This window comes from Lysinibacillus sp. LZ02, assembly GCF_050613145.1.
In the GTDB taxonomy this organism is placed as follows: domain Bacteria; phylum Bacillota; class Bacilli; order Bacillales_A; family Planococcaceae; genus Lysinibacillus_B.
In genome coordinates this window covers 172501-195227 of record NZ_CP192507.1, presented here as the reverse complement: position 1 = coordinate 195227, position 22727 = coordinate 172501, and the positions used below count along the sequence as shown (strand labels likewise).

The 22727-nt window shown below is 39.8% G+C and carries 18 protein-coding genes and 2 rRNA genes (1 of these 20 running past the window's edge); 9 read left to right on the top strand and 11 right to left on the bottom strand.

Annotated elements, in window-relative coordinates; all coding sequences use genetic code 11:
* Positions 1-23 precede the first annotated feature (23 nt).
* Positions 24-3098 (top strand): hybrid sensor histidine kinase/response regulator, encoded by a 3075-nt coding sequence (locus ACQQ2I_RS00875; RefSeq protein ID WP_431028675.1) that lies wholly within the window; start codon positions 24-26, stop codon positions 3096-3098.
* Between the two features lie 191 nt (positions 3099-3289).
* On the opposite strand, the gene ACQQ2I_RS00870 is transcribed toward ACQQ2I_RS00875, so the two are convergent.
* Positions 3290-3445 (bottom strand): S-layer homology domain-containing protein, encoded by a 156-nt coding sequence (locus tag ACQQ2I_RS00870; RefSeq protein WP_431030419.1) that lies wholly within the window; start codon positions 3443-3445, stop codon positions 3290-3292.
* Between the two features lie 39 nt (positions 3446-3484).
* Positions 3485-3625, bottom strand: coding sequence for an S-layer homology domain-containing protein (locus tag ACQQ2I_RS00865; protein ID WP_431028673.1), 141 nt, complete (start codon positions 3623-3625; stop codon positions 3485-3487).
* A 379-nt stretch (positions 3626-4004) separates the two neighbouring features.
* On the opposite strand from ACQQ2I_RS00865, the gene ACQQ2I_RS00860 reads away from it, so the two are divergent.
* The 6 genes from ACQQ2I_RS00860 (at position 4005) to ACQQ2I_RS00835 (ending at position 11114) form a co-directional block, all read left to right on the top strand.
* A complete protein-coding gene (locus ACQQ2I_RS00860; RefSeq protein ID WP_431028672.1) occupies positions 4005-4202 on the top strand; it encodes a hypothetical protein in 198 nt (65 codons plus the stop codon).
* 370 nt (positions 4203-4572) lie between these two features.
* A complete protein-coding gene (locus ACQQ2I_RS00855) occupies positions 4573-5682 on the top strand; it encodes an extracellular solute-binding protein (protein ID WP_431028671.1) in 1110 nt (369 codons plus the stop codon).
* Between the two features lie 135 nt (positions 5683-5817).
* On the top strand, positions 5818-6888 hold the full coding sequence (locus ACQQ2I_RS00850) for an ABC transporter ATP-binding protein (RefSeq protein ID WP_431030418.1): 1071 nt from the start codon (positions 5818-5820) through the stop codon (positions 6886-6888).
* Positions 6889-6900: 12 nt separating this feature from the next.
* A complete protein-coding gene (locus tag ACQQ2I_RS00845; RefSeq protein WP_431028670.1) occupies positions 6901-8616 on the top strand; it encodes an ABC transporter permease in 1716 nt (571 codons plus the stop codon).
* 36 nt (positions 8617-8652) lie between these two features.
* The gene (gene argH, locus ACQQ2I_RS00840) at positions 8653-10173 is read left to right on the top strand and encodes an argininosuccinate lyase (protein ID WP_431028669.1); all 1521 of its coding nucleotides are present in this window, start codon (positions 8653-8655) and stop codon (positions 10171-10173) included.
* Positions 10170-11114, top strand: a complete 945-nt coding sequence (locus ACQQ2I_RS00835; RefSeq protein WP_431028668.1) for an N-acetylglucosamine kinase — start codon at positions 10170-10172, stop codon at positions 11112-11114. Before argH ends, ACQQ2I_RS00835 begins: the two co-directional genes overlap by 4 nt.
* Before the next feature lie 124 nt (positions 11115-11238).
* Here the strand turns inward: ACQQ2I_RS00835 and ACQQ2I_RS00830 are convergent, their stop codons facing one another.
* From ACQQ2I_RS00830 to ACQQ2I_RS00815, 4 genes are all read right to left on the bottom strand, one after another.
* Complete coding sequence (locus ACQQ2I_RS00830; RefSeq protein WP_431028667.1) at positions 11239-12456, bottom strand: DUF5050 domain-containing protein; 1218 nt, start codon at positions 12454-12456, stop codon at positions 11239-11241.
* A 23-nt stretch (positions 12457-12479) separates the two neighbouring features.
* Entirely contained in the window at positions 12480-12740 is a 261-nt protein-coding gene (locus ACQQ2I_RS00825; protein ID WP_391372730.1) for a metal-sensitive transcriptional regulator, read from the bottom strand.
* A gap of 93 nt (positions 12741-12833) precedes the next feature.
* A complete protein-coding gene (locus ACQQ2I_RS00820; RefSeq protein ID WP_431028665.1) occupies positions 12834-13238 on the bottom strand; it encodes a YkvA family protein in 405 nt (134 codons plus the stop codon).
* A gap of 169 nt (positions 13239-13407) precedes the next feature.
* Complete coding sequence (locus ACQQ2I_RS00815; RefSeq protein ID WP_431028664.1) at positions 13408-14115, bottom strand: glycosyltransferase family 2 protein; 708 nt, start codon at positions 14113-14115, stop codon at positions 13408-13410.
* A gap of 214 nt (positions 14116-14329) precedes the next feature.
* Between ACQQ2I_RS00815 and ACQQ2I_RS00810 the strand changes: the two genes are divergently transcribed.
* Positions 14330-16267 carry an SEL1-like repeat protein gene (locus tag ACQQ2I_RS00810; RefSeq protein ID WP_431028663.1) on the top strand — a complete coding sequence of 646 codons (1938 nt, stop codon included), beginning with the start codon at positions 14330-14332 and terminating at the stop codon, positions 16265-16267.
* Positions 16268-16310: 43 nt separating this feature from the next.
* Here ACQQ2I_RS00810 and ACQQ2I_RS00805 read toward each other — a convergent pair whose 3' ends face one another.
* The 3 genes from ACQQ2I_RS00805 to aceA all read right to left on the bottom strand — a co-directional run bounded on the left by ACQQ2I_RS00805 (position 16311) and on the right by aceA (position 19457).
* A complete protein-coding gene (locus ACQQ2I_RS00805; RefSeq protein ID WP_431028662.1) occupies positions 16311-17483 on the bottom strand; it encodes a pyridoxal-phosphate-dependent aminotransferase family protein in 1173 nt (390 codons plus the stop codon).
* A gap of 350 nt (positions 17484-17833) precedes the next feature.
* Complete coding sequence (locus tag ACQQ2I_RS00800; RefSeq protein ID WP_431030417.1) at positions 17834-18001, bottom strand: hypothetical protein; 168 nt, start codon at positions 17999-18001, stop codon at positions 17834-17836.
* A 172-nt stretch (positions 18002-18173) separates the two neighbouring features.
* On the bottom strand, positions 18174-19457 hold the full coding sequence (gene aceA / locus ACQQ2I_RS00795) for an isocitrate lyase (protein WP_431028661.1): 1284 nt from the start codon (positions 19455-19457) through the stop codon (positions 18174-18176).
* A 217-nt stretch (positions 19458-19674) separates the two neighbouring features.
* Here aceA and ACQQ2I_RS00790 point away from each other — a divergent pair, with 217 nt between their 5' ends.
* A complete protein-coding gene (locus ACQQ2I_RS00790) occupies positions 19675-20346 on the top strand; it encodes a LytTR family DNA-binding domain-containing protein (RefSeq protein WP_431028660.1) in 672 nt (223 codons plus the stop codon).
* Positions 20347-21202: 856 nt separating this feature from the next.
* Here the strand turns inward: ACQQ2I_RS00790 and rrf are convergent.
* Together rrf and ACQQ2I_RS00780 are read right to left on the bottom strand one after the other, a co-directional pair.
* Positions 21203-21318, bottom strand: a 5S ribosomal RNA gene (gene rrf / locus ACQQ2I_RS00785).
* Between the two features lie 111 nt (positions 21319-21429).
* Positions 21430-22727 (bottom strand): 23S ribosomal RNA (locus ACQQ2I_RS00780); it runs 1630 nt beyond the window's last position.

Genomic DNA, 22727 nt, shown 5'->3' with positions numbered 1-22727 from the left:
GTTTTGTCGAATTTTTATGTATTATGGTGAAAAAGAAAATAATATACAAAGATTTCACAATTCTTCTCGTTGCTAGTCTATTTTTTTGTTTGCTTACTCTACTTCGTTTTGCCTGGATAGACTTTATTAATGTCCCTGAGGAAATCGCTGCGCAGCAAGGCACAATTGATTTAGGAAATATTGATACAACTCATGATTTTCAAGTAAAGCTATACGGAGATTGGGAATTCTACCCCTATACTCTGCTTGCTGCTGAAAACTCAAAATTAATCCAATCCAATAGCAATACTATTTATTCAGCTCTCCCCGAATCATGGGACAAATATTTTAAAAACAATGATACTATTCATTATGGTACTTATCGCCTAACAATAATGAAAGAACATGATACACCACAGCTTTATGGTATTACTATCCCAGACGGACTATCACCATATGAGCTTTATATTAATGGTCAACTTATTGGTGGACTAGGAAATCTGGCTTCAGTTAATGAAAACTCTGCCCCTATCGGTAGACCTCTTACTCATTACTTTACACTGGACTCAAGTGAAAGCGAAATACTCATTCAAGGTATTCAAACAAATCGCTATTCGCAGGGGGGTTTTACAAAATCAATTGTTTTAGGCGATTTACATTCGATGGAACAATCAAAGCAGTTTTCGCTAGTCACGCAAATTGCTGTTTGTATTGTTTTTATTTTTTACTTGCTTTTCACTATCCTACTCTACGCTATAGGAGTTCGAGGTAAATCACTGATTTATTTTGCAATCATTATTATTTCCACTTGTGTAACAGTTCTTGTTTCTAGTAATAAGCTTTTGTTTATTTATATACCCTTCAATTGGATTGGGGCACATAAACTATATTTCTTTTCCTATATTAATACGATGTTATTTTTCATTTTATTTTTGCGGGAATTAGTCAGGGAATATTCTAAATCAAAAATATTGAGTATACTTTCAATGCTATGTGCTGCTTACTTAGTATTTATTGTACTAGCTCCAATTGAGTATATATTTAGTACAAAAATAATTTTTACTACGCTTTTTAGTATTTCTCCTATTATTGTAACTATTTTTATGCTAATTATCGTCATGAAAGGAGAAAAAGGAGTCTTATTTTTACTACTAACAGCTAGTGCTGTTGCAAGTAATTCATTATTTTTTGCACTAAAGCAAAATATAACTCTACCTTATAATCACTACCCTTTTGACTTATTAATTGCCATTACTGCTTTATCAGCCTTTTGGTTTACACGTTATTTCCAAACAACGCTTCAAACTGAACAACTGTCTATTAAATTGCAAAAAGAACTAAATACGAAAGATGATTTTCTTGCGAACACATCTCATGAATTACGTAATCCCTTGCACGGTATGATGAGCATTACACAGGCGCTATTGGAGAAACAAGCAAATAAATTAACAGCTAAAAATAATGACGATTTAAAATTACTTTTAGCTATCGGGAATCATATGTCTTATATGTTGGATAATTTACTCGATTTAGTACAGCTAAAAGAAAAAACAATTCATCTTCAGACAAAAACAATCAATGTATATAATCTGGCTAGTAGCATAATCAATATGTTTAGCTTCATGCTAAAAGGCAAACCTGTTAAACTTTTCATCAATATCCCAAAAGATTTACCGCCTGTATTGGCAGATGAAAATCGATTGATTCAGATTTTTACGAATTTGATTCATAATGCGATTAAATTTACTGAGAAAGGCTCTATTACAATAGATGCCGAAGTTTTAGGTAAAAGATTATACATTTCAGTGATAGATACAGGAATAGGGATTGAAGAAAATATGCAAAAAAGAATATTCGAACCTTACGAACAAGTAGATTCGAGTATGACCTCTATGGGCGGTGGGCTAGGGCTAGGATTAAGTATTTGTAAAGAGCTTATCACATTACATGGCGGCACCATCTCGCTGTCATCTACTATCGGGAAAGGTTCTACATTTACATTTTCTCTACCTATAGCCAAAGGGCAAATAACAAATAACATGGAATCCAGCATTGAGGATGATATTATTATATCGAAATATGTCAATTCGTTAAGTCACCCTCCAACATCCGCAACTGAAGTTACTTTAACGAAAGAGAGCTCCCTTGTGACGAGCCACTCACGTCTTTTAATCGTTGATGATGATGCTGTAAACTTACAGGTGCTCATCAACATACTGTCAACAGAGTCTTATGAAATTGAAACAGCTTTAAGCGGGGAAGAGGCTTTAAAAAAATTAGAAGTAAGAAGCTTTGATTTAATTATTTCTGACATTATGATGCCCCATATGTCAGGCTATCAATTGGCAAAAAAAATTCGTAAGCAATTTTCTATTTCTGAATTACCTATACTGTTTTTAACTGCTCGTCAACAAACAGAAGATATACAGCTAGCCTTTTTAAACGGGGCAAATGACTATGTAAAAAAACCCATGGAGTACATGGAACTGAAAGCAAGGGTAAACGCACTCATTCAAATGAAGCGCTCCAGTGAGGAACGCCTACGCATGGAAGCAGCTTGGTTACAGGCGCAAATTCAACCTCACTTTTTCTTTAACACATTGAGCTCTATTATTTCTTTACACGGTATAGACGACGAGAAGATGGAGGAATTACTACTAGCCTTTAGTGATTATTTACAGATGAGCTTTAATTTTCAAAATACTGACTTAGTTGTGCCAATCGACTATGAATTAAAGCTAGTCCGCTCCTATATTAGTATTGAACAAATTCGATTTGGTGATAGGATTCATGTAGTGTGGGACATCCCTGATAATCTACAGCTTTCCGTTCCTCCTCTATCTATTCAAACGCTTGTAGAAAATGCGATTGAACATGGAATTTTGAAAAAAGGACAAAGTGGAACTCTAACAATTCGCATTGTTGAGTCTAAGGATTACTTTATTATATCGATTTCTGATAATGGTGTTGGTTTTGATTACACTGACTTTCAAAATAAAACAGGTGTCGGTCTAATCAATACTGAACAACGCTTGAGGCAATTATTTGATGTAGAATTAACTGTAGAAAGTACAATTGGAGAAGGTACATCTATTTCATTCCCAATCCCTAAAAAATGATTAGAAGAACACAACTCGCACCATAGTACGAGTTGATGTTTTTTCTTATGTAAATTCCCTTGAAAAATTATACTTTCCACTAAAGAAGCAGGCTAAGGAGTTCCCTAGCCTGCTTTGCTTATTTTGAAAGTTAATCGTTCCCATTTTCATCGATAAAGTAAACATGAGATGTCGCTACCTCTTCAATCTCTTTAAATGCCCACGTGTGTTGGATTGACATCTGGGAAGCTCGATGCACTCACACCATTTAATGGGCCATGTTCAAACATGCGATTCATCATGGCAATTACTTGCACTCGAGTTAAATATTCATTTGGTGCGAAGCTTCCGTCTGGACGACCATTAATGATACCAGCAGTACGATTGGCTTCAATAATCCATTGTGCCTAATAACCTTTTGTATCATTGAAAGTAATCGCTACATCTTCTTCAACGTGAAGCTGTTTATATTTCTCTAACACTGTTGCCATTTGTGCACGTGTGATGTTCTCACTTGCGAGGAAATGTCCATTCGTATCCCCGTTCATAATGTATTTATCTTACAATGTTTTGCCGCTATTGATAACCCTGAGTGTGATTATTCCAGTTCTGTTAGGTTTGGAACTGGACTTTTCCTACCATCCTACCGATCGATGCGTAAACAATCCCTAAAAAATAATATGGAATCAAGTGAAACTTTAATCAGTGGGGCCCTCATCCCCACTGTTTGCTAGTTGAACCAATCAGGCTTTTATGGATAGTTGATCTCCCATCTACACTTCTCGACTTTCTTAAACCTTGAGCTGGGAATCTTGTACCTCTCGCTTCACTTTCGGTACAGATAAATTACTACCCATTAATGCGGGATAAAACCTCAGCATAATGGATATAAGGCGATTTTTTAATGAACATTAGGGAGGCTTTTCAATGGAGAAAAATGCAAAACTGTATATGCTTGCAGCGTTTGCAGTAGCCATTATCGGCTTTACACAAGTGTTACATTATTGGGAATCAGATATTTTAGTGTCAACGATTTACTTAGTCTTTAGCAGTGCATGCGCATTTATCGGGCTAGAACGATGGCGCGCCATGAAAAAAAATCAGCAACAACAAGCAGAGAAATAATTATGCTTTTTATATTTCCAAAAGAATTTCTTAATTTGGAATACCTCAACAAATACTGATATTAAAGGATTTTTAAAATTTCAGCTTAATTTCCGGATATTTGATTCAAATCAAAAATAGTAGACAAAGTCGAAAAAATCGACTTTGTCTACAGTCTGAAATAACTTCACCGTTTGTACGGTGAAGTTATTTTTTATGTTTCACAGCTTATAACGTTATGTAAAAATAATACTTCCATGTTTTGTATTTATATGTACCTCTCGATTTTTTTGTTTATACAGGGATAAAAGTCGACTTCTTATTATAAGATTCTAAGAAGCGCAAATATCCGCGCTTGTCGGTGCAACTTCAAAACAAGGAGGTTTTTGGTATGAAAAAATGTGGACTACTTTCTTTATTACTCGTTTTACTCCTCGTATTTTTAGCTGCCTGCAACGACACATCAGACGACATAACGACGCAGAACAACGAAGAAAATGATACCAATGAAAACGAAACAACAGAAAATGTAGAACAGAGCCCTTCTGGTAATCTCGTCATTTACACAGGGCGAGATGAAGGATTAGTGCAAGACGTCATTGCTAAATTTAACGAGCGCTACCCTGACATTCAAGTCGAATACATGACAATGGGTGCCCAACAAATTTTAGAGCGTACACGCGGTGAAAAAGCAAACCCACAAGGTGATTTTTGGTGGGGTGGTACACAAGCGGCAATGATGGTCGCGACGAATGAGGGTTTATTAGAATCTTGGGAGCCGTCCTTTGTAGAAGCCATTGATCCATTACATCGTGATCGTGAAAATCGTTGGATTGGTGAAATGTTATTACCGGAAGTCATTATGATTAACAGCGATGTTTTAACACCGGAGGAAGGGCCACAAGAATGGGATGAACTATTAGATTCAAAATGGCAAGATGACATTTTAATTCGGGGTGTTTTAGCATCAGGGACAATGCGTACCATCTACTCCTCTATGATTTACCGTCAAGGAGCAGATACACCGGAAAAAGGCTATGAATGGCTCGCAAAATTAGATATGAATACAAAAGAGTATACACAAGATCCAAACGCGCTGTATTTAAAATTAACACGTCAAGAAGGCTCGATTTCACTATGGAACTTACAAGATATTTTATTAAAAAAATATACAACGGATTATCCATTCGATTATATTTATCCAGCAAGTGGTGCTCCTATTTTAGTCGATGCAGTAGGGATTATCAAAAATGCCAAAAACGTAGAAAACGCCAAGCTCTTTGTGGAATTTTTATTTGATAAAGAAATGATGACGGAGCTCTCACATGATTACTATCAAATTCCAACACGAACAGATATTGATTTGGCAGCGATGCCTGATTGGTATCAAGCGCTAGAGCTAAAGACATTCGATATTGATTGGCAAGTCATGGCTGACAAAGAAGCTGAGTGGATGGAATACTGGGATACAAATATTAAAGGAAAAGGCGATAGCTATTAACGAAAGGTCATATTCCGACTGACCATGTGAATGTTTGCAGATGTAAGGGTTGCTCCGAGTATTCGGACCAACCCTTTTATCTTCATTCAGACGGAATAGACTCTATATACCTCAACATAAAGGATGGTGCCTATGATGAAAGGTGTTCGCATTGAAAATGTCACAAAAAAGTTTGGTAATGTACTTGGTGTGAGTGAATTGAACCTTGCTATTCAACCAGGCGAATTTTTCACATTTTTAGGACCAAGTGGTTGCGGGAAAACAACCACCCTTCGAATGATTGCGGGCTTCTATTACCCGACGACAGGGAAAGTCTATTTCGATCAACAAGATGTTACAACATTACAGCCAAATAAACGCAATATCGGGATGGTGTTTCAAAACTATGCCCTCTTCCCGCATATGACGGTCGATGAAAATATTGCGTTTGGTTTAGAAGTACGGAAAATGCCCAAACCAGCAATCAAACAAAAAGTCGATCGTATCCGAAGTCTCGTTCATCTGACCGAGTATAGCCATCGCAAAATTAATGAACTGTCGGGTGGCCAGCAACAGCGTGTAGCACTTGCACGAGCACTCGTCATTGAACCTGATATTTTATTGTTAGATGAGCCTCTTTCCAACCTAGATGCCAAATTACGCGAAGAAACACGTGTGGAAATTAAGCGGATTCAATCGGAACTCGGTGTAACGACCATTTATGTGACACATGATCAAACAGAAGCCATGTCGATGTCTGACCGTATTATGGTCATGGAAGCAGGTGTCGTCAAACAAATCGGCACACCGCAAGAAATTTATCATCAACCAAATAACCGTTTTGTGGCAACGTTTATCGGGGAGACTAATATGCTAGAACTAAAGGTGAAATCCATTGACCGTGATGTCATTACCGTTGAACATGCGAATGGGCTTATCCTACATGGACTTACAGCAAACTACGCCCAAAATATAATACCAGTTGTTGGTGAAACTGTTTACGTCTCTATACGACCTGAAGGCTTTGAAGTAGGTCCTGGTCATAATACGGTCAAAGGTCGTATCGAATTTTTGGAATTTACGGGACTGAGCGTTAATTATATCGTCAATGTACATAGGCTCTCACTTAAAGCGATGATTATTAATGGCGGCAATCAGCTGAAACAAGTGGGAGATGAAATGGAGCTACATATTCCACCGAGAAATCTTTATTTTCTCGGAGAATAGGAGGCGATCACAATGAAGCAGCAAACAGCATCTCACACAAGTTGGTGGTCACGTGCAACACAGTCACCGTATTTTGTTTACTTATTGATTTCGCCATTATTCTTCATTTTATTCGCCTATGTCGTGTATCCATTTTATTCGACGTTTTTACAAAGCTTTGCTGGAGACAATCGATTAGCGAACTATGCGAAGTTTTTCAACTTAGAAAGTTCAGCTAATTTAGAGGCACTATGGAATAGCGTGTATATTTCGGTTCTTAGTGTCATTAGTTGTGCGGTTGTTGGCGTCACAATGGCCTTTTTACTCGAGCGCTATGAATTTCCAGGACGTAGACTATTAGCTGTCCTCGTACTCGTACCAATGGCATTGCCGCCACTTGTTGGTGTGCTTTCTTTTACGTTTTTATACGGGGAAAGCGGTATATTTCCGCGTTTTTTCCAACAGCTATTCCATTTAGATGAAGTGCCTTTTGCATTAAAAGGCATATGGGGTGTAGTCGTTGTACACACATTTACGATGTACACATATTTTTACTTAACAGCATCTGCTGCGATTAAAGGCCTCGATCCATCACTGGAAGAAGCAGCAACAAGTCTTGGTGCTAGCCGTATTCGCGTATGGCGAAAAGTGATTTTACCAATGCTCACCCCTTCCATTGTTGCATCTTCTCTGCTTGTATTTATGGTATCTATGGCTTCGTATACAGCGCCTCTTATGTTTGGAGTAGAACGTACAATGACGATGCAAATTTACTTAGCACGCACAAACGGCAATTTAGATATGGCCGCAACACAATCGACAATTTTATCGATTGTATCGATTCTATTCTTATTACTCATGCGTTGGTATCAAAACAGGCGCAATTATCAAAACTTAAGTAAAGGCATTAGTGTGCATCGTTCAGAAGTAACATTCAAACCGTTAAAATATATTTCTATTTTCCTGTCTTTTTTAGGAACATTAATCCTAATTCTGCCGATATTAGTATTAGTACTCATTTCCTTCTCGAAAGACGGGACATGGACTGTACAAATTTTACCGACCGAATATACCTTGAATCATTATAAAGCGCTCTTTACAGATGAGCGTACGTGGCGACCTATTTGGAATTCCATTCAAATGGGGGCCGTCGCAACTGTTGGCAATATTCTTTTTGGTGTAGCCGCTGCCTATGCAATGGTGCGACTAAGCTTTAAAGGGAAATCTTTACTCGATGTATTAATTATGATTCCTTGGGCACTTCCAGGGACCGTTGTTGCCGTCAACTTAATTGCGGCATTTAGTACAGAAAGTGCATTTACGTTTAATCAAGTGTTGATTGGGACGTTTTGGATTTTACCACTTGCCTATTTTGTACGCCACTTACCACTTATATTTCGTTCTACATCCGCTTCTTTAATGCAGCTTGACCAATCGGTTGAAGAAGCCTCTCGTAGCTTAGGTGCATCGTGGTGGTATACATTCAAAAGAATTGTTTTACCATTAACACTTTCTGGTATTATTGCTGGTACACTACTTGCATTTGTGCACAGTATTGGCGAATTTGTTGCATCTATATTGCTCTACAGTACATCTACGATCCCTTTATCTGTCGCCATCTTCCAAAAGCTTTATGCATTTAAATTTGGAACAGCCTGTGCATACGGTGTGCTACAAATTGTATTAATTTTACTTGTACTGCTAATTTCAGAGAAACTTTCGAAAGGTTCGGCCGGTTCCGCAATATAACTATTTTTATAGCATGTAATGGAGGCAGGTTAAATTATGTTTTTCCAAGATTACAAAAATCATATCAACGAAGTAGAAGGCATTCACTTTCCATCCAATAGCTACCGTCAAATGGTCTTGCAACCTGCATACGACGAAGCCAAACGACACTTTTTAACATCGATGGTGCAAATTCATATTGCCCATTTAAAAATGTTAGAAGAACAAGGGATTGTATCAACGGAAGACGCGAAGAAAATCGGTAAGGCAATCAAAAAATTAGATATCGAATATTACAAAACGAAGGACTATAATCCGCAATTTGAGGATTTATTTTTCCGTATTGAAAATAAACTAATTGAGCTTGGCGGTGATGTAGCAGGGAATCTACACATTGCTAGAAGCCGCAATGATATGGGCATCGCGATTTATCGTATGACTCTACGTAAAAAATTGCTATCACTTATGCAAGAGCTGTTAGATTTACGCTCCTCAATGATTGCATTTGCTGAGGAGCATGTCGATACGATTATGATTGGCTATACGCATACACAGCAAGCACAGCCAACAACGTTTGCGCACTATTTAAAAGCGGTCATTAATCAGTTAACACGTGATTTTGGTCGCTTACAAGCCGCCTATAGTACGGTTAACAAAAGTAGTATGGGCGCTGCAGCGTTAACAACAACAGGCTTTAATATTAGCCGCGAGCGTATGCAAGAGTTGCTTGCCTTTGACGGGATTATTGAAAATGCTTGGGATGCAGTGGCTGGTGCAGATTATATTGCAGAGGCTGCAAGTGTTGTACAGCTTGCCGCACTCAATCTTGGTCGTACGTCACAGGACTTCTTACTATGGGCAACGCAAGAATTCAACGCATTCCGCCTAGCAAGTCCGTACGTACAAATTAGCTCAATCATGCCACAAAAACGGAACCCGGTATCGATTGAGCATACGCGTTCCCTCTTATCAGCTGTTGTCGGTGATACAGACACGGTGTTAAAAATGATTCATAACACACCATTTGGCGATATTGTCGATACAGAAGATGATATGCAGCCCTATTTATGGCGTGCCATTGACCGACTAATTGGGGTTTATAAGTTATTTGGTAGCTTAGTCATTACGATGAATGTAAACAAAGAAAATTTATTAAAGCGTGCGCAAAATAGCTTTGCCAATGTGACAGAGTTAGCAGATACACTCGTACGCTCTGAAAAGATCTCTTTCCGTCAATCCCACAGCATTGTTAGTCGCTGTGTTCGGACATTAATGGAAGCAGGCGAAGAATCCCTTGCCAATTTGACATGGGAAATGGCGAATGATAAATCGATTGAAGTGACAGGGAAACCTCTTCATATTGCTAAAAATGATTTCTACAACGCATTAAAGCCTGAGTATTTCGTTCATGTGCGGAAACTTCTAGGTGGACCAGCGCCTGACACGATGCGCCATTCACTGAAAATAGCAGAAAATGATGCAGCCACAATGGCAGAATGGGTACGTGATAAAGTAGACGCTATTTTACAAGCCGAACAAAAACTTGACGGTATGCTACAAGGTTGGGATACAAATTGAGCCAAATCATGTTAGCTGTAGATGGTGGAGCAACGAAAACAACTTTAACACTTCGAACAACGGGGGGGCAGGAATTATTTTCTGCTACGTCCACTGGCTCGAACTATCAAGCAATTGGACGGAACCATGTCCAACAAGTTTTTGAACAGTTATTAGCACAGGCGAGTACTGTTATTACCGAACGTGACCTTGTCGTAGCGGTATTTGCTATCGCTGGCATTGATACGAAAGAGGATGCCCGTATCGTACGTGAGATCACCTTAGCAAGTATGGAAAACTCTATTTTTACTGCACAGCAGCTAATTGTAGAAAACGATGTGGAAGCGACTCTACTAGGGCTCGCAAACGGGCAGCCTGCTACCCTACTTATTTCAGGCACTGGCGCCATCTGTTTTAGTTATACGGGCACAAAAATGGTGCGAGCAGGTGGGTGGGGCCATCGTGCGGGTGATGAAGGAAGCGGCTACTGGCTTGGTCGGCAAGTAGCAAAGTCTATTTTCCGCGCTGCAGATGGTCGTGATGAACCAACACTTTTAACGAATATGGTACTCCATGATCAGCAGTTAGCCGATGTGGACGCACTTATGAACTGGCTATACCGTGCTGATTATACAAATGCACAGTTAGCTAGTCTCGGTGCTTATGTACAGCAAGCCATTGAGCAAGGTGATGATGTAGCTGTGAGAATTGCTCACGAATCAGCGCAGGAATTAGCCTTACTGGCAACAACCACATTAAAAAATGCAGGCTATCATACGGGGACACACACATTTTATATAAATGGCGGCGTATTGAAACATAACCCTACCATTTACAAAAAGTTCGTAAAAAGCGTACACAAACTATTTCCTGAAGTGCAATTCGAGCTATGTAAAGAAAAGCCGATTGAGTATATCGTTAAAAGAGCCTATCATACAGCTTGCATAGCTAAAAATAAATAAATTACGATCCTTGAGATTCTTAATACAAAATAGTGGTGATGAAAACGACTATTTTGTATGGAATCTCTTTTTTATCATTTCATAGCAAACAGTAAAAAACTTACTAAACAAATGCTTAGTAAGTTTAAAGATCTGCCTTTTTTAATCCATCTGCTGTTGTAAAATACAGCATATTTTCTTCGATGAATAAATTGTTCACTTCTTCTTTATGCAGTGTCGTGAGTTCGGTTCCGTCTAAGCGCACTTTGGATAAGTATGCACCATTTGAATAATTACTAAAGTATAGCCAGTCCCCTGCACCGACAATAAACAATGCTCGGACGTCCGCTACACGTTCGCTCTCACCTGTGTCTTTATGCACTTTATACAGTTTATTGTTATCGGCTGTATTACTGAAATAAATGTAATGATCCTTTTCATAGCTATCTTGTACAACATGCATATAACGATATTTTGTGCTTGTTGCCTTCGGATAATCTACCGCTTGCCACGTATGATCGATTCCCATATCTGCATCATTTAATAAGAAATAATCATACTGTACACCATTTCCACGATCCGGTACAGGGTCATTCCACGTCGTATCTAAATGGTACCACTCACCATCTACCTTTACGAGATTCCATGCATGTCCACCTGTATATACTTCACCGACAACATACATCGATTCCATACCAAGTGCCTGTAGTAATCTTTGAGCAAATAATGCGTAGCCTTGGCATACCCCTTTTCCTTCATAGGCCACTGCATACGCACTATGTGAACTGGTCACACTGTCTTCACTATACATGGTATTTTGTACAATATAATCGTTAACAAACTTCACCTTTTCAAAATCCGTCATCTGTTCAGGTTGGAGTGTTGCCACAATGGATTCAACTAGTCCACCCACGCTTTGCTCCTGTGATGGGTTCGTTAAATAACTTTGCTTCACACGGATTGTCGCATCCATTTTTCGATATTCATATTCCATTTCTCGATTGCTTAAATGCCCTTCAATGTACGTATCACGTTTTGCTGCATCTTCTGTTGCGCGTGTTAACATCCGCTCAATATCTGCTGTACTTCCCTTATACTCAATCGTAAAATTCGTTTCAAAACGGCTAAAATAATAGTAAAATGCATCTGCCATCTGTTCTACAGATGTTACTTCGGTTGGTAATGTAGCTAGTTGTTCAGATTGTGTTGTTATTTGTGCGTCTTTTGTAATTTGTCCTGTTGTTACAGGCAGAACTGCCTCGTCAACTGTGATTGTATTCGTTTCCAAAAAATCCTTTGCTACGTCATATGCAGGCTTTGCAAACACCAATAAAATTACAAGAATCGTTATTCGCTTTAACATACACTCTCCCCAATCCATCCATGTTAGCGGCTTTTCACAACGAGATTAACGGCTTCCTTAATCACTTCATCTACTTTTCCATCATCGCCTTCTGCTTGGCGCACACATTCGACTAAGTTTGTGCTCACAATGACGCCAATTGTACGATCAACTGCTGAACGTACTGCGGATAGTTGTGTAATCACCTCTTTACAGTCCTTTCCATCTTCCATCATTTTTAAAACACCTCGAAGTTGTCCCTCCATTCGCTTCACGCGATTTTTCATTGGATCTGTATATTCCATTTTATTTACGCCCTCCTGACACTATTTATTACTACGATAACCTATTTTTTTAAAAATAAAAAGATTTCGCCCTATTGACGAAATCTGCTTGTCCTATTGCATATCAACTGTGTCTACTTCTTCATATACATAACGTTCACCAAATGTTTTCTTTAATAGCGCATGGGCATCATTTTTCATGTCATCATCCATACTCATAAACACTTTGGCTAACGCGGTTGTTAAGACGACTAAATCATCAGATAGACCTACAACCGGTAAAATATCTGCTACCATATCTAACGGTAAAATGAAATAACCTAATGCCCCAAGGATAATCATTTTATTGCCTTTTGACATATTTGGACTTTTTAGTGCTGTATATAAGGTAGCTGCTGTGTGCAGTCCTTTAAATCCGAGTTTAGCTCCATATTTTTTTAGCGTTTTGAAAAAATCTTTCTCTGAATAATGTTGCTCTTTATCTTCAATCATTTGTTCCATTGACTGCTTTTCATCCATACAAAACGCCCCCTTCAAACAAAAATAAGTACTACAGTATCATGAATTCCCTGCAAGGATTATAAATGGTAGCCCTGTAGTACTTATTAATATGTACGAAAAACGACAAAAAAAGTTTCACTCACAATCAATTTGGTCTATTTTTTAGAAAGATACCGCTCGGTACAACTTATACTTTCCGATCTCCTAAAAAAGTCGTCCATATTTGCTGTAGCATTTTTTGGGGGTCAATAATTTCATCATAATTCATAATAGAGTTTTTACGTACCTTGGCGTGACCAATCGGAATCTCATAAATCGGGACATCTCGACGAAGTGCCTCGACTAACATATTCGTATCAAAATTAAAGTGCTCTCCAGGTACTTTTCGTAGCCAGCTTAATTCACTCCTTGGAATATAGCGGAGCCCTGTTTGAATATCGAGTAATCTGCGACGAAATAACAATTCAAACAACATAGACGCTGCTCGGTTACCAAGAAAGCTGAACATAGGCATTTCTCTGGAGCGAAAACGCCTTACCCCTAACACGATACCGTCTGAAAACAATCTCGCCGATTCAAGCATCAATTGTATATCGCTTAACGTATGTTGCCCATGTGCTCCTACTGTCAATACACCTGCTATGTCTTTTTCATGCTGCAAAATATAATGAAAACCTGATTTTAAAGCGCTCCCTTTTCCTTTATTTTGGAGATGATCAATGACAATGCATTGCTGGTCTTGTCGAAATTCATTAAAAATCGATGCATATTTTTCTTCACTACCATCATTAACAATGATTATTTTCGTAACAGCTGTTTTTTTCAACTGCTCCACAAAGGAAATAAACGACGGTAAAGGATTTAATGTCGGTATCACGACAATCACATCTTCCACTATGTATGCCCCTCTCCCAAATACAAATCCGATTATTTACTTAAAATTGTATAGTTGTTGGAAAAAGAATTCAATGGGCTTCCATTGTTATACGGCTTTTATGAGCACATATTTGGGAAATCATACTAATTTACATTGAATTTATCTTAAACTACCCGATAAAAAGAATACTTATCGAGAGAGATAGAACGTTGTGATACAAGGGGGGATTTCTATGGCGATTGACCGGGATATACTAACACAATTATGCAATAACATACCAGACTCACATCGACCATTAGCTGAACACTTACAGGCGGCTGCTCGCTATACTATTTCGAATCCTAGCTTGTCCCTGCAAAAATCAAAAGTTACACTCGGCATTATAATCCGAGATTTATATGAAAAAGAAATGAATAAACATGTATCCCATACAGCGATTCGACTTTTGTTAAACAACAAAAACTTTATCGCAAAAATTCATCCACGTCGCATCTATTTACTCATGAATTTAGTATATAAAATGACGGCGACACCTTCGAATGACGTTATTCATTCTAAAGCAGCTAAAATTGTTATTGAATATTTAATTGATATTTGTGAATGGTATTTACAGCGTATAAAAAAGGGAGAACAATTAGCCGCTTCTGCTTTTTATAACATCGATGAACCGAATGAAACAATACCGAATCATACTATGATGGATGTAGACTTTGCGGCGGATGATTTCGAAGCAGCCGCCCAGTGGTTTTTAGTTGCGGCAAATAAGGGAAATGCGAGTGCACAATACAATCTCGGGGTGCTCTATAATCACGGGCGCGGGGTGAAGCAAAGCTATAAGGAAGCTGCTAAATGGTATACATTAGCCGCCGAGCAAGGGGATGCAAATGCTCAGTACTCACTTGGCGTACTATATCAACTTGGTCAAGGTGTCACACAAGACTACGAGCAGGCCGTGAGATTATATGAAATGGCTGCCAAAAGCGGAAATGCGGACGCGCAGTATAATCTAGGTTCCTTATACAATCAAGGAAATGGGGTTTCACGCGATTTGTATGAAGCCGCCAAATGGTATCAATTATCGGCTGCCCAAGGTAATACGAGTGCGCAAAATAACTTAGGCTTCCTGTATCATAACGGCTCTGGTGTCACACAAAGCTTCGAAAAAGCAAAGGAGCTGTTTGAACAAGCAGCAAACGCAGATGACCCAAGTGCACAGTACAATCTGGGCTACTTATATAGTAAAGGGCGCGGAGTCGAACAAAATATGCAAAAAGCGGCGCAATGGTTTTTAAAAGCCGCGATGCAAGGACATACAAATGCACAATTTCAACTAGCTCTTTGTTATAAAGCTGGAAACGGTGTCCAACAAAATGAAAAAGAAGCGCTTAAATGGCTTACTGTCGCGGCAAATGAAGGGCATACGAATGCACAATATTCACTCGGTCTTTTCTATAATCAGCAATCATCGAAAAAATCGATCAATCATGCAATAGAATGGTTATCGAAGGCGGCCGCCAATGAACATATTAGTGCAAGCTTTGATTTAGCACTCCTTTATAAAGCAGACAATCAATTAGAAGCCGCCTTTAAATGGTTAAAAAGAGCGGCTATTAAAGGACACATGGAAGCACAGTATGAACTGGCTCTATTTTATTTACACGGTGAATTTGCTCCACAAAACTACGCAGAAGCATTGAAATGGCTACGTGCTGCGGCCAATCAAAGTCATCCACAAGCTGAATTCGAACTCGGATTACTGTACGAAAATGGACTTGGCACGACGCGTAATTATGATGAAGCGCGCCAATGTTATCGCCTAGCGGCTGAGCAAGGGCATATTGAAGCCAAATACAAGCTCGGCAATATTTATGATAAAGGACTAGGGGTAAAAGTGGATCACACAGAGGCGGCAAAATGGATTCAACAGGCCGCCCATGTTGGATTCGCAAAGGCACAATTCCAACTTGCCCAAATGCATACACATGGTGAGGGTGTTCCACAAGACTATGTAGAAGCGGCAAAATGGTATAAACTTGCGGCCAATCAAGGACATACAAAAGCACAATTCCAACTCGGTATGCTCTATAAAAAAGGTCTGGGGGTTGCGCAAGACTATGTAGAAGCCACTCGCTGGTTAAAGCAATCGATTGGGAATGAAAGTAAGTTATAAACGACAAATAGGCGCCACGTACTGTATGCGGGGCGCCTATTTTTTATTTTACGTAGCTATTTAATTCTTGATGCAGTATATCTACTGCCTGTTCAATGTCCACCTGCACACCTTGCTCCATTAGTACTTCACCAATTAAACGAATCGCTTTTTCAAGTTGATCTGGTGTAGTATTCCCCATATGGCCAATGCGGAATGCTTTACCTGCTAAATGAGCGAGCGAACCCGCAACAATAACCCCACGGCTCGCTAAGTTACTGCGAAAGGCAGCATCTTCTACCCCTTCCGGATATAAAATACAGCTAAGTGTTGCAGCTGCTACCTCTTCATCTGCTAATGGCGTCATACCGTAGCTACGAAGTGCCTCACGTACTGCTCGTCCATACATGATATGACGTGCCTCGCGCTTTTCCATCCCTTCTTCTAATACTATCTCCAATGCCTTATCATACGCATAAATTAAATTGACCGGTGGCGTTGCAAAATAATTTGCTGGGTTGTCCATAATGGGGCGCCAGTTATGAATATCTGCGTAGTAAGCACGGACTGTTTCTAGTGCCTCACGCGCAGCTAATGCCTGTTTGCTAAATGCAATAATTGCTAAACCTGGTGGTACACCAATCGCCTTTTGTGAACCAGTTAACGCGATATCAATTTTATAGGCTTCATTGCCACCATATGCTTTACTCATATCTTCTTGCAGTGCTGCAGTTGCGACAACGCCATCTACAATAGCTAACGCGCCTGCTGCTTTAATAATTGGAATCAGTGTCTCTAAATCAGACGCTACCCCTGTTGAAGTATCAGCATGTGTCACTGTCACAGCTTTGTATGTGTAACTTGCTAGCTGTTCACGTACTGCTTCTATTTCAACACGTTTCCCCCACTCAGCCTGCAGTACATCTACTTCAATCCCATATGCTTTCGCAAGCGGCGTGAATCGATCTCCAAAATAACCATGACTAATGACAAGTAGCCTCTCCCCTTCCGCTACTGTGTTCACAATGGCCATCTCCATCGCAAGTGTGCCAGAGCCGGCTACTACGTACACTTCACCATCTGTATTAAATAATTTCTTTGTATTTTCAATCGCCCGTTTATAAATCGCAACAAAACGGGCATCTGTATGTCCTCTTGTTTCACTTGCAAGCGCCTCATAAATTTCATCGACAACAGGTGTCGGTCCTGGAACGAGTAGAATTTCTTTATTTTTCATTTACGATTGCCCCCTCTTGGTAATCTCTCCCACAACCACATCATATAACTTTCTGAAAATTTTATCAATGGAAAGAAGATTTTTAGATTTCCACAATATCCTCTGCACAAAAAAATGTCTCCCTAGTCCCATCATGACTAGAAAGACATTCTCCCCTTTTATAAGAATCTTACACAATTCTTTATAATAGACCCCTTGTTTAAACGCTATATATACTTTATTTAATGGGAGGCAAAACCCATGTTCAAAAGTCTTCTCCTATCACAACTCCGTGAAAATTATGGTAGGAAATGAATAAAATTTACGAATTATTATAGTAGAGTTTTCATGTCTAACAAACAATGAATTAGCTAATCTTTTTCATAACCAGGTAATGTTAGAAAAGCGACAAAGTCATCTTGCTCGATTAAAGGTTTGAAAAGTGCAGTCGCTTCGGCATAACGACGACTTTCATCAGCTTGTTCCCCAACAGCTTCTTTAATTTTTGCAAGTTCTTCGTCTAGTACTTCAAGTACGATTTATATCGTTACTTTGCACTTAACTTCTGTAAGGGTGTCCTCTGGAATGGCTTACCGTTACAGAAATTCAAGATGCTTCATGTATTAGATACACTTATACTCTATTTACTAGAGTATAAGTGTACGATCATTACAATTTGTTTAAGCGATTGCTACTCTTCGTAGCCATTTTTTATACGAATTGCTCAGTTTCTGTAGAACCAGCCATTGCAGTTGTTGATGATTGACCACCTGAAATTGTTTGTGATACTTCATCAAAGTAACCAGTACCAACTTCACGTTGGTGACGAGTTGCTGTGTAACCTTTAGACTCTGCAGCGAACTCAGCTTGTTGTAGCTTAGAGTAAGCAGCCATACCATTGTCTTTGTAGTCATGCGCAAGCTCGAACATAGAGTAGTTTAAGCTGTGGAAACCAGCTAATGTAATGAATTGGAACTTGTATCCAAGTTTACCTAATTCGCGTTGGTATTCTGCGATTTCTTCGTCAGAAAGTTTTGCTTTCCAGTTGAATGATGGAGAGCAGTTATATGCTAACATCTTCCCTGGGAATTTAGCGTGGATTGCCGTAGCAAATTCACGAGCTTCTTCTAAAGATGGGTGAGATGTTTCACACCAGATTAAATCTGCGTATGGTGCATATGCTAAACCACGAGCGATTGCTTGCTTGATACCAGCATTTGTACGGAAGAAACCTTCTGGTGTACGTTCGCCAGTGATGAACTCTGCATCGCGTGGATCGATATCTGAAGTTACCATGTCAGCTGCATCTGCATCTGTACGAGCGATTAAAACTGTCTCAACACCCATTACGTCAGCTGCAAGACGAGCTGCAACTAAGTTACGGATTGCATTTTGAGTTGGAAGTAATACTTTACCACCTAAGTGACCGCATTTTTTCTCAGAAGCTAATTGGTCTTCTAAGTGAACGCCAGAAGCACCTGCTTCAACCATGCCTTTTACAAGCTCGAATACGTTTAATGGACCACCGAAACCTGCTTCAGCGTCTGCTACGATTGGTGCGAACCAGTCAAAACCATCTTCACGACCCTCTGAATGATCGATTTGGTCTGCACGTTGTAGTGCTTGGTTAATACGTTTAACTACAGCTGGTACAGAGTTTGCTGGGTATAATGATTGGTCAGGATACATTTGACCAGAAAGGTTTGCGTCTGCTGCTACTTGCCACCCCGATAAGTAGATTGCTTTTAAACCTGCTTTAACTTGTTGAACTGCTTGGTTACCAGTTAGGGCACCTAAAGCGTTGATGAATGGTTCTGTGTGTAAAGAATTCCAAAGACGAGCTGCACCACGTTTAGCTAATGTTTGCTCGAATACTACTGAACCTTGTAATTTTACTACCTCTTCAGCTGAATATGCACGTTCAATGCCTTTCCAACGTGGGTTTTCTGCCCAATCTTTTTTTAGAGCTTCAATCTTTTCTTGACGAGTTGACATGTTACATTTCCACCTTCCCAATTGTCTAATAAGATACTCTGCTAAGAAAACATTTCAAATACTGTTCCATAACAGGTATACTTGTTGTAAATTAATATATAACAGCTTTTGATTTTTTTCATTATTTTCTGACAAAACACCTGAAATTAATGATGAAATAGTCTATAGTTGGGATGAAATGTAAAAATACATATAATACAGAGGGGGAATGTTTTATATGAAACAAGGGGACATCATTATTGATAGAAAAGTCTTGGACCAATATAAAACTATATTAGAAGATTGGATTCCAAAAAGTGCAGCCATTGCGATAGCTGTAGAGAATACGTATGTATATTTTGCAGGTGGTAGCCACGATCTTCAATTAGAGGTAGGCACAGCTGTAAAGCAAGATAGCCTAACCTATCGTGTTTTACAATCACAAAGTAAATTAGACGCCGTAATGGATAACTCTTTATTTGATACACCTTATTATGCAATCGGTTATCCCATTACGATTGATGGCCGAAATGCTGCGCTTGTCGTCGTATTACCATCAACATTTTCACCAAAAAAGCAAGAGCCTTATCGTTTTTTAACAGGAAAACAAAATGAAGATTGGAGTCCAATACCGATTGGAGAAATTTCACATATTGAGAGCTTACAAAAGCGCACATGGTTTTATCGAAATGGGGAGCAATATAAAACATCCGTTACATTAAAGGAACTAGAAATCCGATTACCTAATATGTTTATTCGGATTCACCGATCTTACATTATTAACATTCACTTTATTAAAAAGATTTCACGTGATATTACATCAAATTTTATTATTTTAATGAAGGATGGTACCGAGCTGCCTGTAAGCCAATCGTACATGAATAGTATTCGTACAATATTAGAATTTTAACTTCTGTCAGCTGAGGCAAAATACACATATATTCCCTAAGAGCGCCCCTTTACACTAAAGGGAGAGAGGATTTGTATGCTATGAACAGTAATTCAAACACATTACTGATAAAGGGACATACCAAAAAATTCATTTGCTCATAGACTAACAACAAAAAGAGGTGACCGATGATTTTTTCATCAATCGCCTCTTTTCATATTCATTTCCCTAATTCTGTACTAAAATGTATTTAGTTCTTGGCTACATCAGGTACCTCGGTTCGAATTCGACTTTACCGAGGCGCACATGAAGAATTGCATAGCTTTAATCTCCATCGTCAACACTGGTATCAGTAACATCCAAATTTTTCTTCGAAATTAGACCAGCAGCATATTACAATTATTAAATCCCTTTACGCTAGAATTTTAGAATTTAATATGGGAGAAATAGATTGAAATTACACTTCGTAATAAACTAAAAGACAAATTCCATTATGAGGAATACAATAGTTATCCCGGTGAACCTATTTCAGCTCTATTTCCCCCTTCACAACGCATGTCTTTACATACCTAGCTTACAGTCTATGATATGGTCCATTTGGATGAGCCAACAGTCAGATTCAACCTAGATTAAACAATTGAACCTGATGAAAGTATCAAGTATATATGGCAGCTAGATCGAGCATTGGGAATAGTTCACCTGTGGGATACCGCAAATATAAGGAATGACAGTCCTCACTGGGCATTTCGCATGCTAATAGCTTAACCACGTGACTCCAAGCATCTCCATCCTTTCAGCTCTCCTAAGTAGATAGTATGATTTTGTTATATTTATTAAATACAAAAAAGGTCTGAGAAACTCTCAGACCTTTGATTTTGCCTAGCGATGTCCTACTCTCACAGGGGGAAGCCCCCAACTACCATCGGCGCTAAAGAGCTTAACTTCCGTGTTCGGTATGGGAACGGGTGTGACCTCTTTGCCATCATCACTAGACTATGGTCGACCTCCAATACACGGCGTATGACTGTGTCTTGAAGCTCTCTTTTAAGAAAGAAGTTGTTCTTTCAAAACTGGATAAACGGTGCATTGTGCAATTCACAAAATGTGGTTAAGTCCTCGACCGATTAGTATTCGTCAGCTCCATGTGTCGCCACACTTCCACCTCGAACCTATCTACCTGATCGTCTTTCAGGGGTCTTACTTACTTGCGTAATGGGAAATCTCATCTTGAGGAGGGCTTCATGCTTAGATGCTTTCAGCACTTATCCCGTCCATACATAGCTACCCAGCGATGCCGTTGGCACGACAACTGGTACACCAGCGGTATGTCCATCCCGGTCCTCTCGTACTAAGGACAGCTCCTCTCAAATTTCCTACGCCCACGACGGATAGGGACCGAACTGTCTCACGACGTTCTGAACCCAGCTCGCGTACCGCTTTAATGGGCGAACAGCCCAACCCTTGGGACCGACTACAGCCCCAGGATGCGATGAGCCGACATCGAGGTGCCAAACCTCCCCGTCGATGTGGACTCTTGGGGGAGATAAGCCTGTTATCCCCGGGGTAGCTTTTATCCGTTGAGCGATGGCCCTTCCATGCGGAACCACCGGATCACTAAGCCCGTCTTTCGACCCTGCTCGACTTGTAGGTCTCGCAGTCAAGCTCCCTTGTGCCTTTACACTCTACGAATGATTTCCAACCATTCTGAGGGAACCTTTGGGCGCCTCCGTTACCTTTTAGGAGGCGACCGCCCCAGTCAAACTGTCCGCCTGACACTGTCTCCTACCCCGCTAAGGGGCATGGGTTAGAAATTCAGTACAACCAGGGTAGTATCCCACCGACGCCTCCACCGAAGCTAGCGCTCCGGTTTCTCTGGCTCCTACCTATCCTGTACAAGTTGCACCAAATTTCAATATCAAGCTACAGTAAAGCTCCACGGGGTCTTTCCGTCCTGTCGCGGGTAACCTGCATCTTCACAGGTACTATAATTTCACCGAGTCTCTCGTTGAGACAGTGCCCAGATCGTTACGCCTTTCGTGCGGGTCGGAACTTACCCGACAAGGAATTTCGCTACCTTAGGACCGTTATAGTTACGGCCGCCGTTTACTGGGGCTTCAATTCATAGCTTCGCTTGCGCTAACCACTCCTCTTAACCTTCCAGCACCGGGCAGGCGTCAGCCCCTATACGTCACCTTACGGTTTTGCAGAGACCTGTGTTTTTGCTAAACAGTCGCCTGGGCCTATTCACTGCGGCTCTCTCGGGCTTTCACCCTACCAGAGCACCCCTTCTCCCGAAGTTACGGGGTCATTTTGCCGAGTTCCTTAACGAGAGTTCTCTCGCACACCTTAGGATTCTCTCCTCGACTACCTGTGTCGGTTTGCGGTACGGGTACCTCCCACCT

Bases quoted from the DNA above. Each gene is read 5' to 3' on its own strand.
- ACQQ2I_RS00875 (WP_431028675.1), top strand. From the start codon at position 24: ATGGTGAAAAAGAAAATAATATACAAAGATTTCACAATTCTTCTCGTT.
- ACQQ2I_RS00865 (WP_431028673.1), bottom strand. From the start codon at position 3,625: ATGAACGGGGATACGAATGGACATTTCCTCGCAAGTGAGAACATCACA.
- ACQQ2I_RS00860 (WP_431028672.1), top strand. From the start codon at position 4,005: ATGGAGAAAAATGCAAAACTGTATATGCTTGCAGCGTTTGCAGTAGCC.
- ACQQ2I_RS00855 (WP_431028671.1), top strand. From the start codon at position 4,573: ATGAAAAAATGTGGACTACTTTCTTTATTACTCGTTTTACTCCTCGTA.
- ACQQ2I_RS00850 (WP_431030418.1), top strand. From the start codon at position 5,818: ATGAAAGGTGTTCGCATTGAAAATGTCACAAAAAAGTTTGGTAATGTA.
- ACQQ2I_RS00845 (WP_431028670.1), top strand. From the start codon at position 6,901: ATGAAGCAGCAAACAGCATCTCACACAAGTTGGTGGTCACGTGCAACA.
- argH (WP_431028669.1), top strand. From the start codon at position 8,653: ATGTTTTTCCAAGATTACAAAAATCATATCAACGAAGTAGAAGGCATT.
- ACQQ2I_RS00830 (WP_431028667.1), bottom strand. From the start codon at position 12,456: ATGTTAAAGCGAATAACGATTCTTGTAATTTTATTGGTGTTTGCAAAG.
- ACQQ2I_RS00825 (WP_391372730.1), bottom strand. From the start codon at position 12,740: ATGGAATATACAGATCCAATGAAAAATCGCGTGAAGCGAATGGAGGGA.
- ACQQ2I_RS00820 (WP_431028665.1), bottom strand. From the start codon at position 13,238: ATGGATGAAAAGCAGTCAATGGAACAAATGATTGAAGATAAAGAGCAA.
- ACQQ2I_RS00810 (WP_431028663.1), top strand. From the start codon at position 14,330: ATGGCGATTGACCGGGATATACTAACACAATTATGCAATAACATACCA.
- ACQQ2I_RS00805 (WP_431028662.1), bottom strand. From the start codon at position 17,483: ATGAAAAATAAAGAAATTCTACTCGTTCCAGGACCGACACCTGTTGTC.
- aceA (WP_431028661.1), bottom strand. From the start codon at position 19,457: ATGTCAACTCGTCAAGAAAAGATTGAAGCTCTAAAAAAAGATTGGGCA.
- ACQQ2I_RS00790 (WP_431028660.1), top strand. From the start codon at position 19,675: ATGAAACAAGGGGACATCATTATTGATAGAAAAGTCTTGGACCAATAT.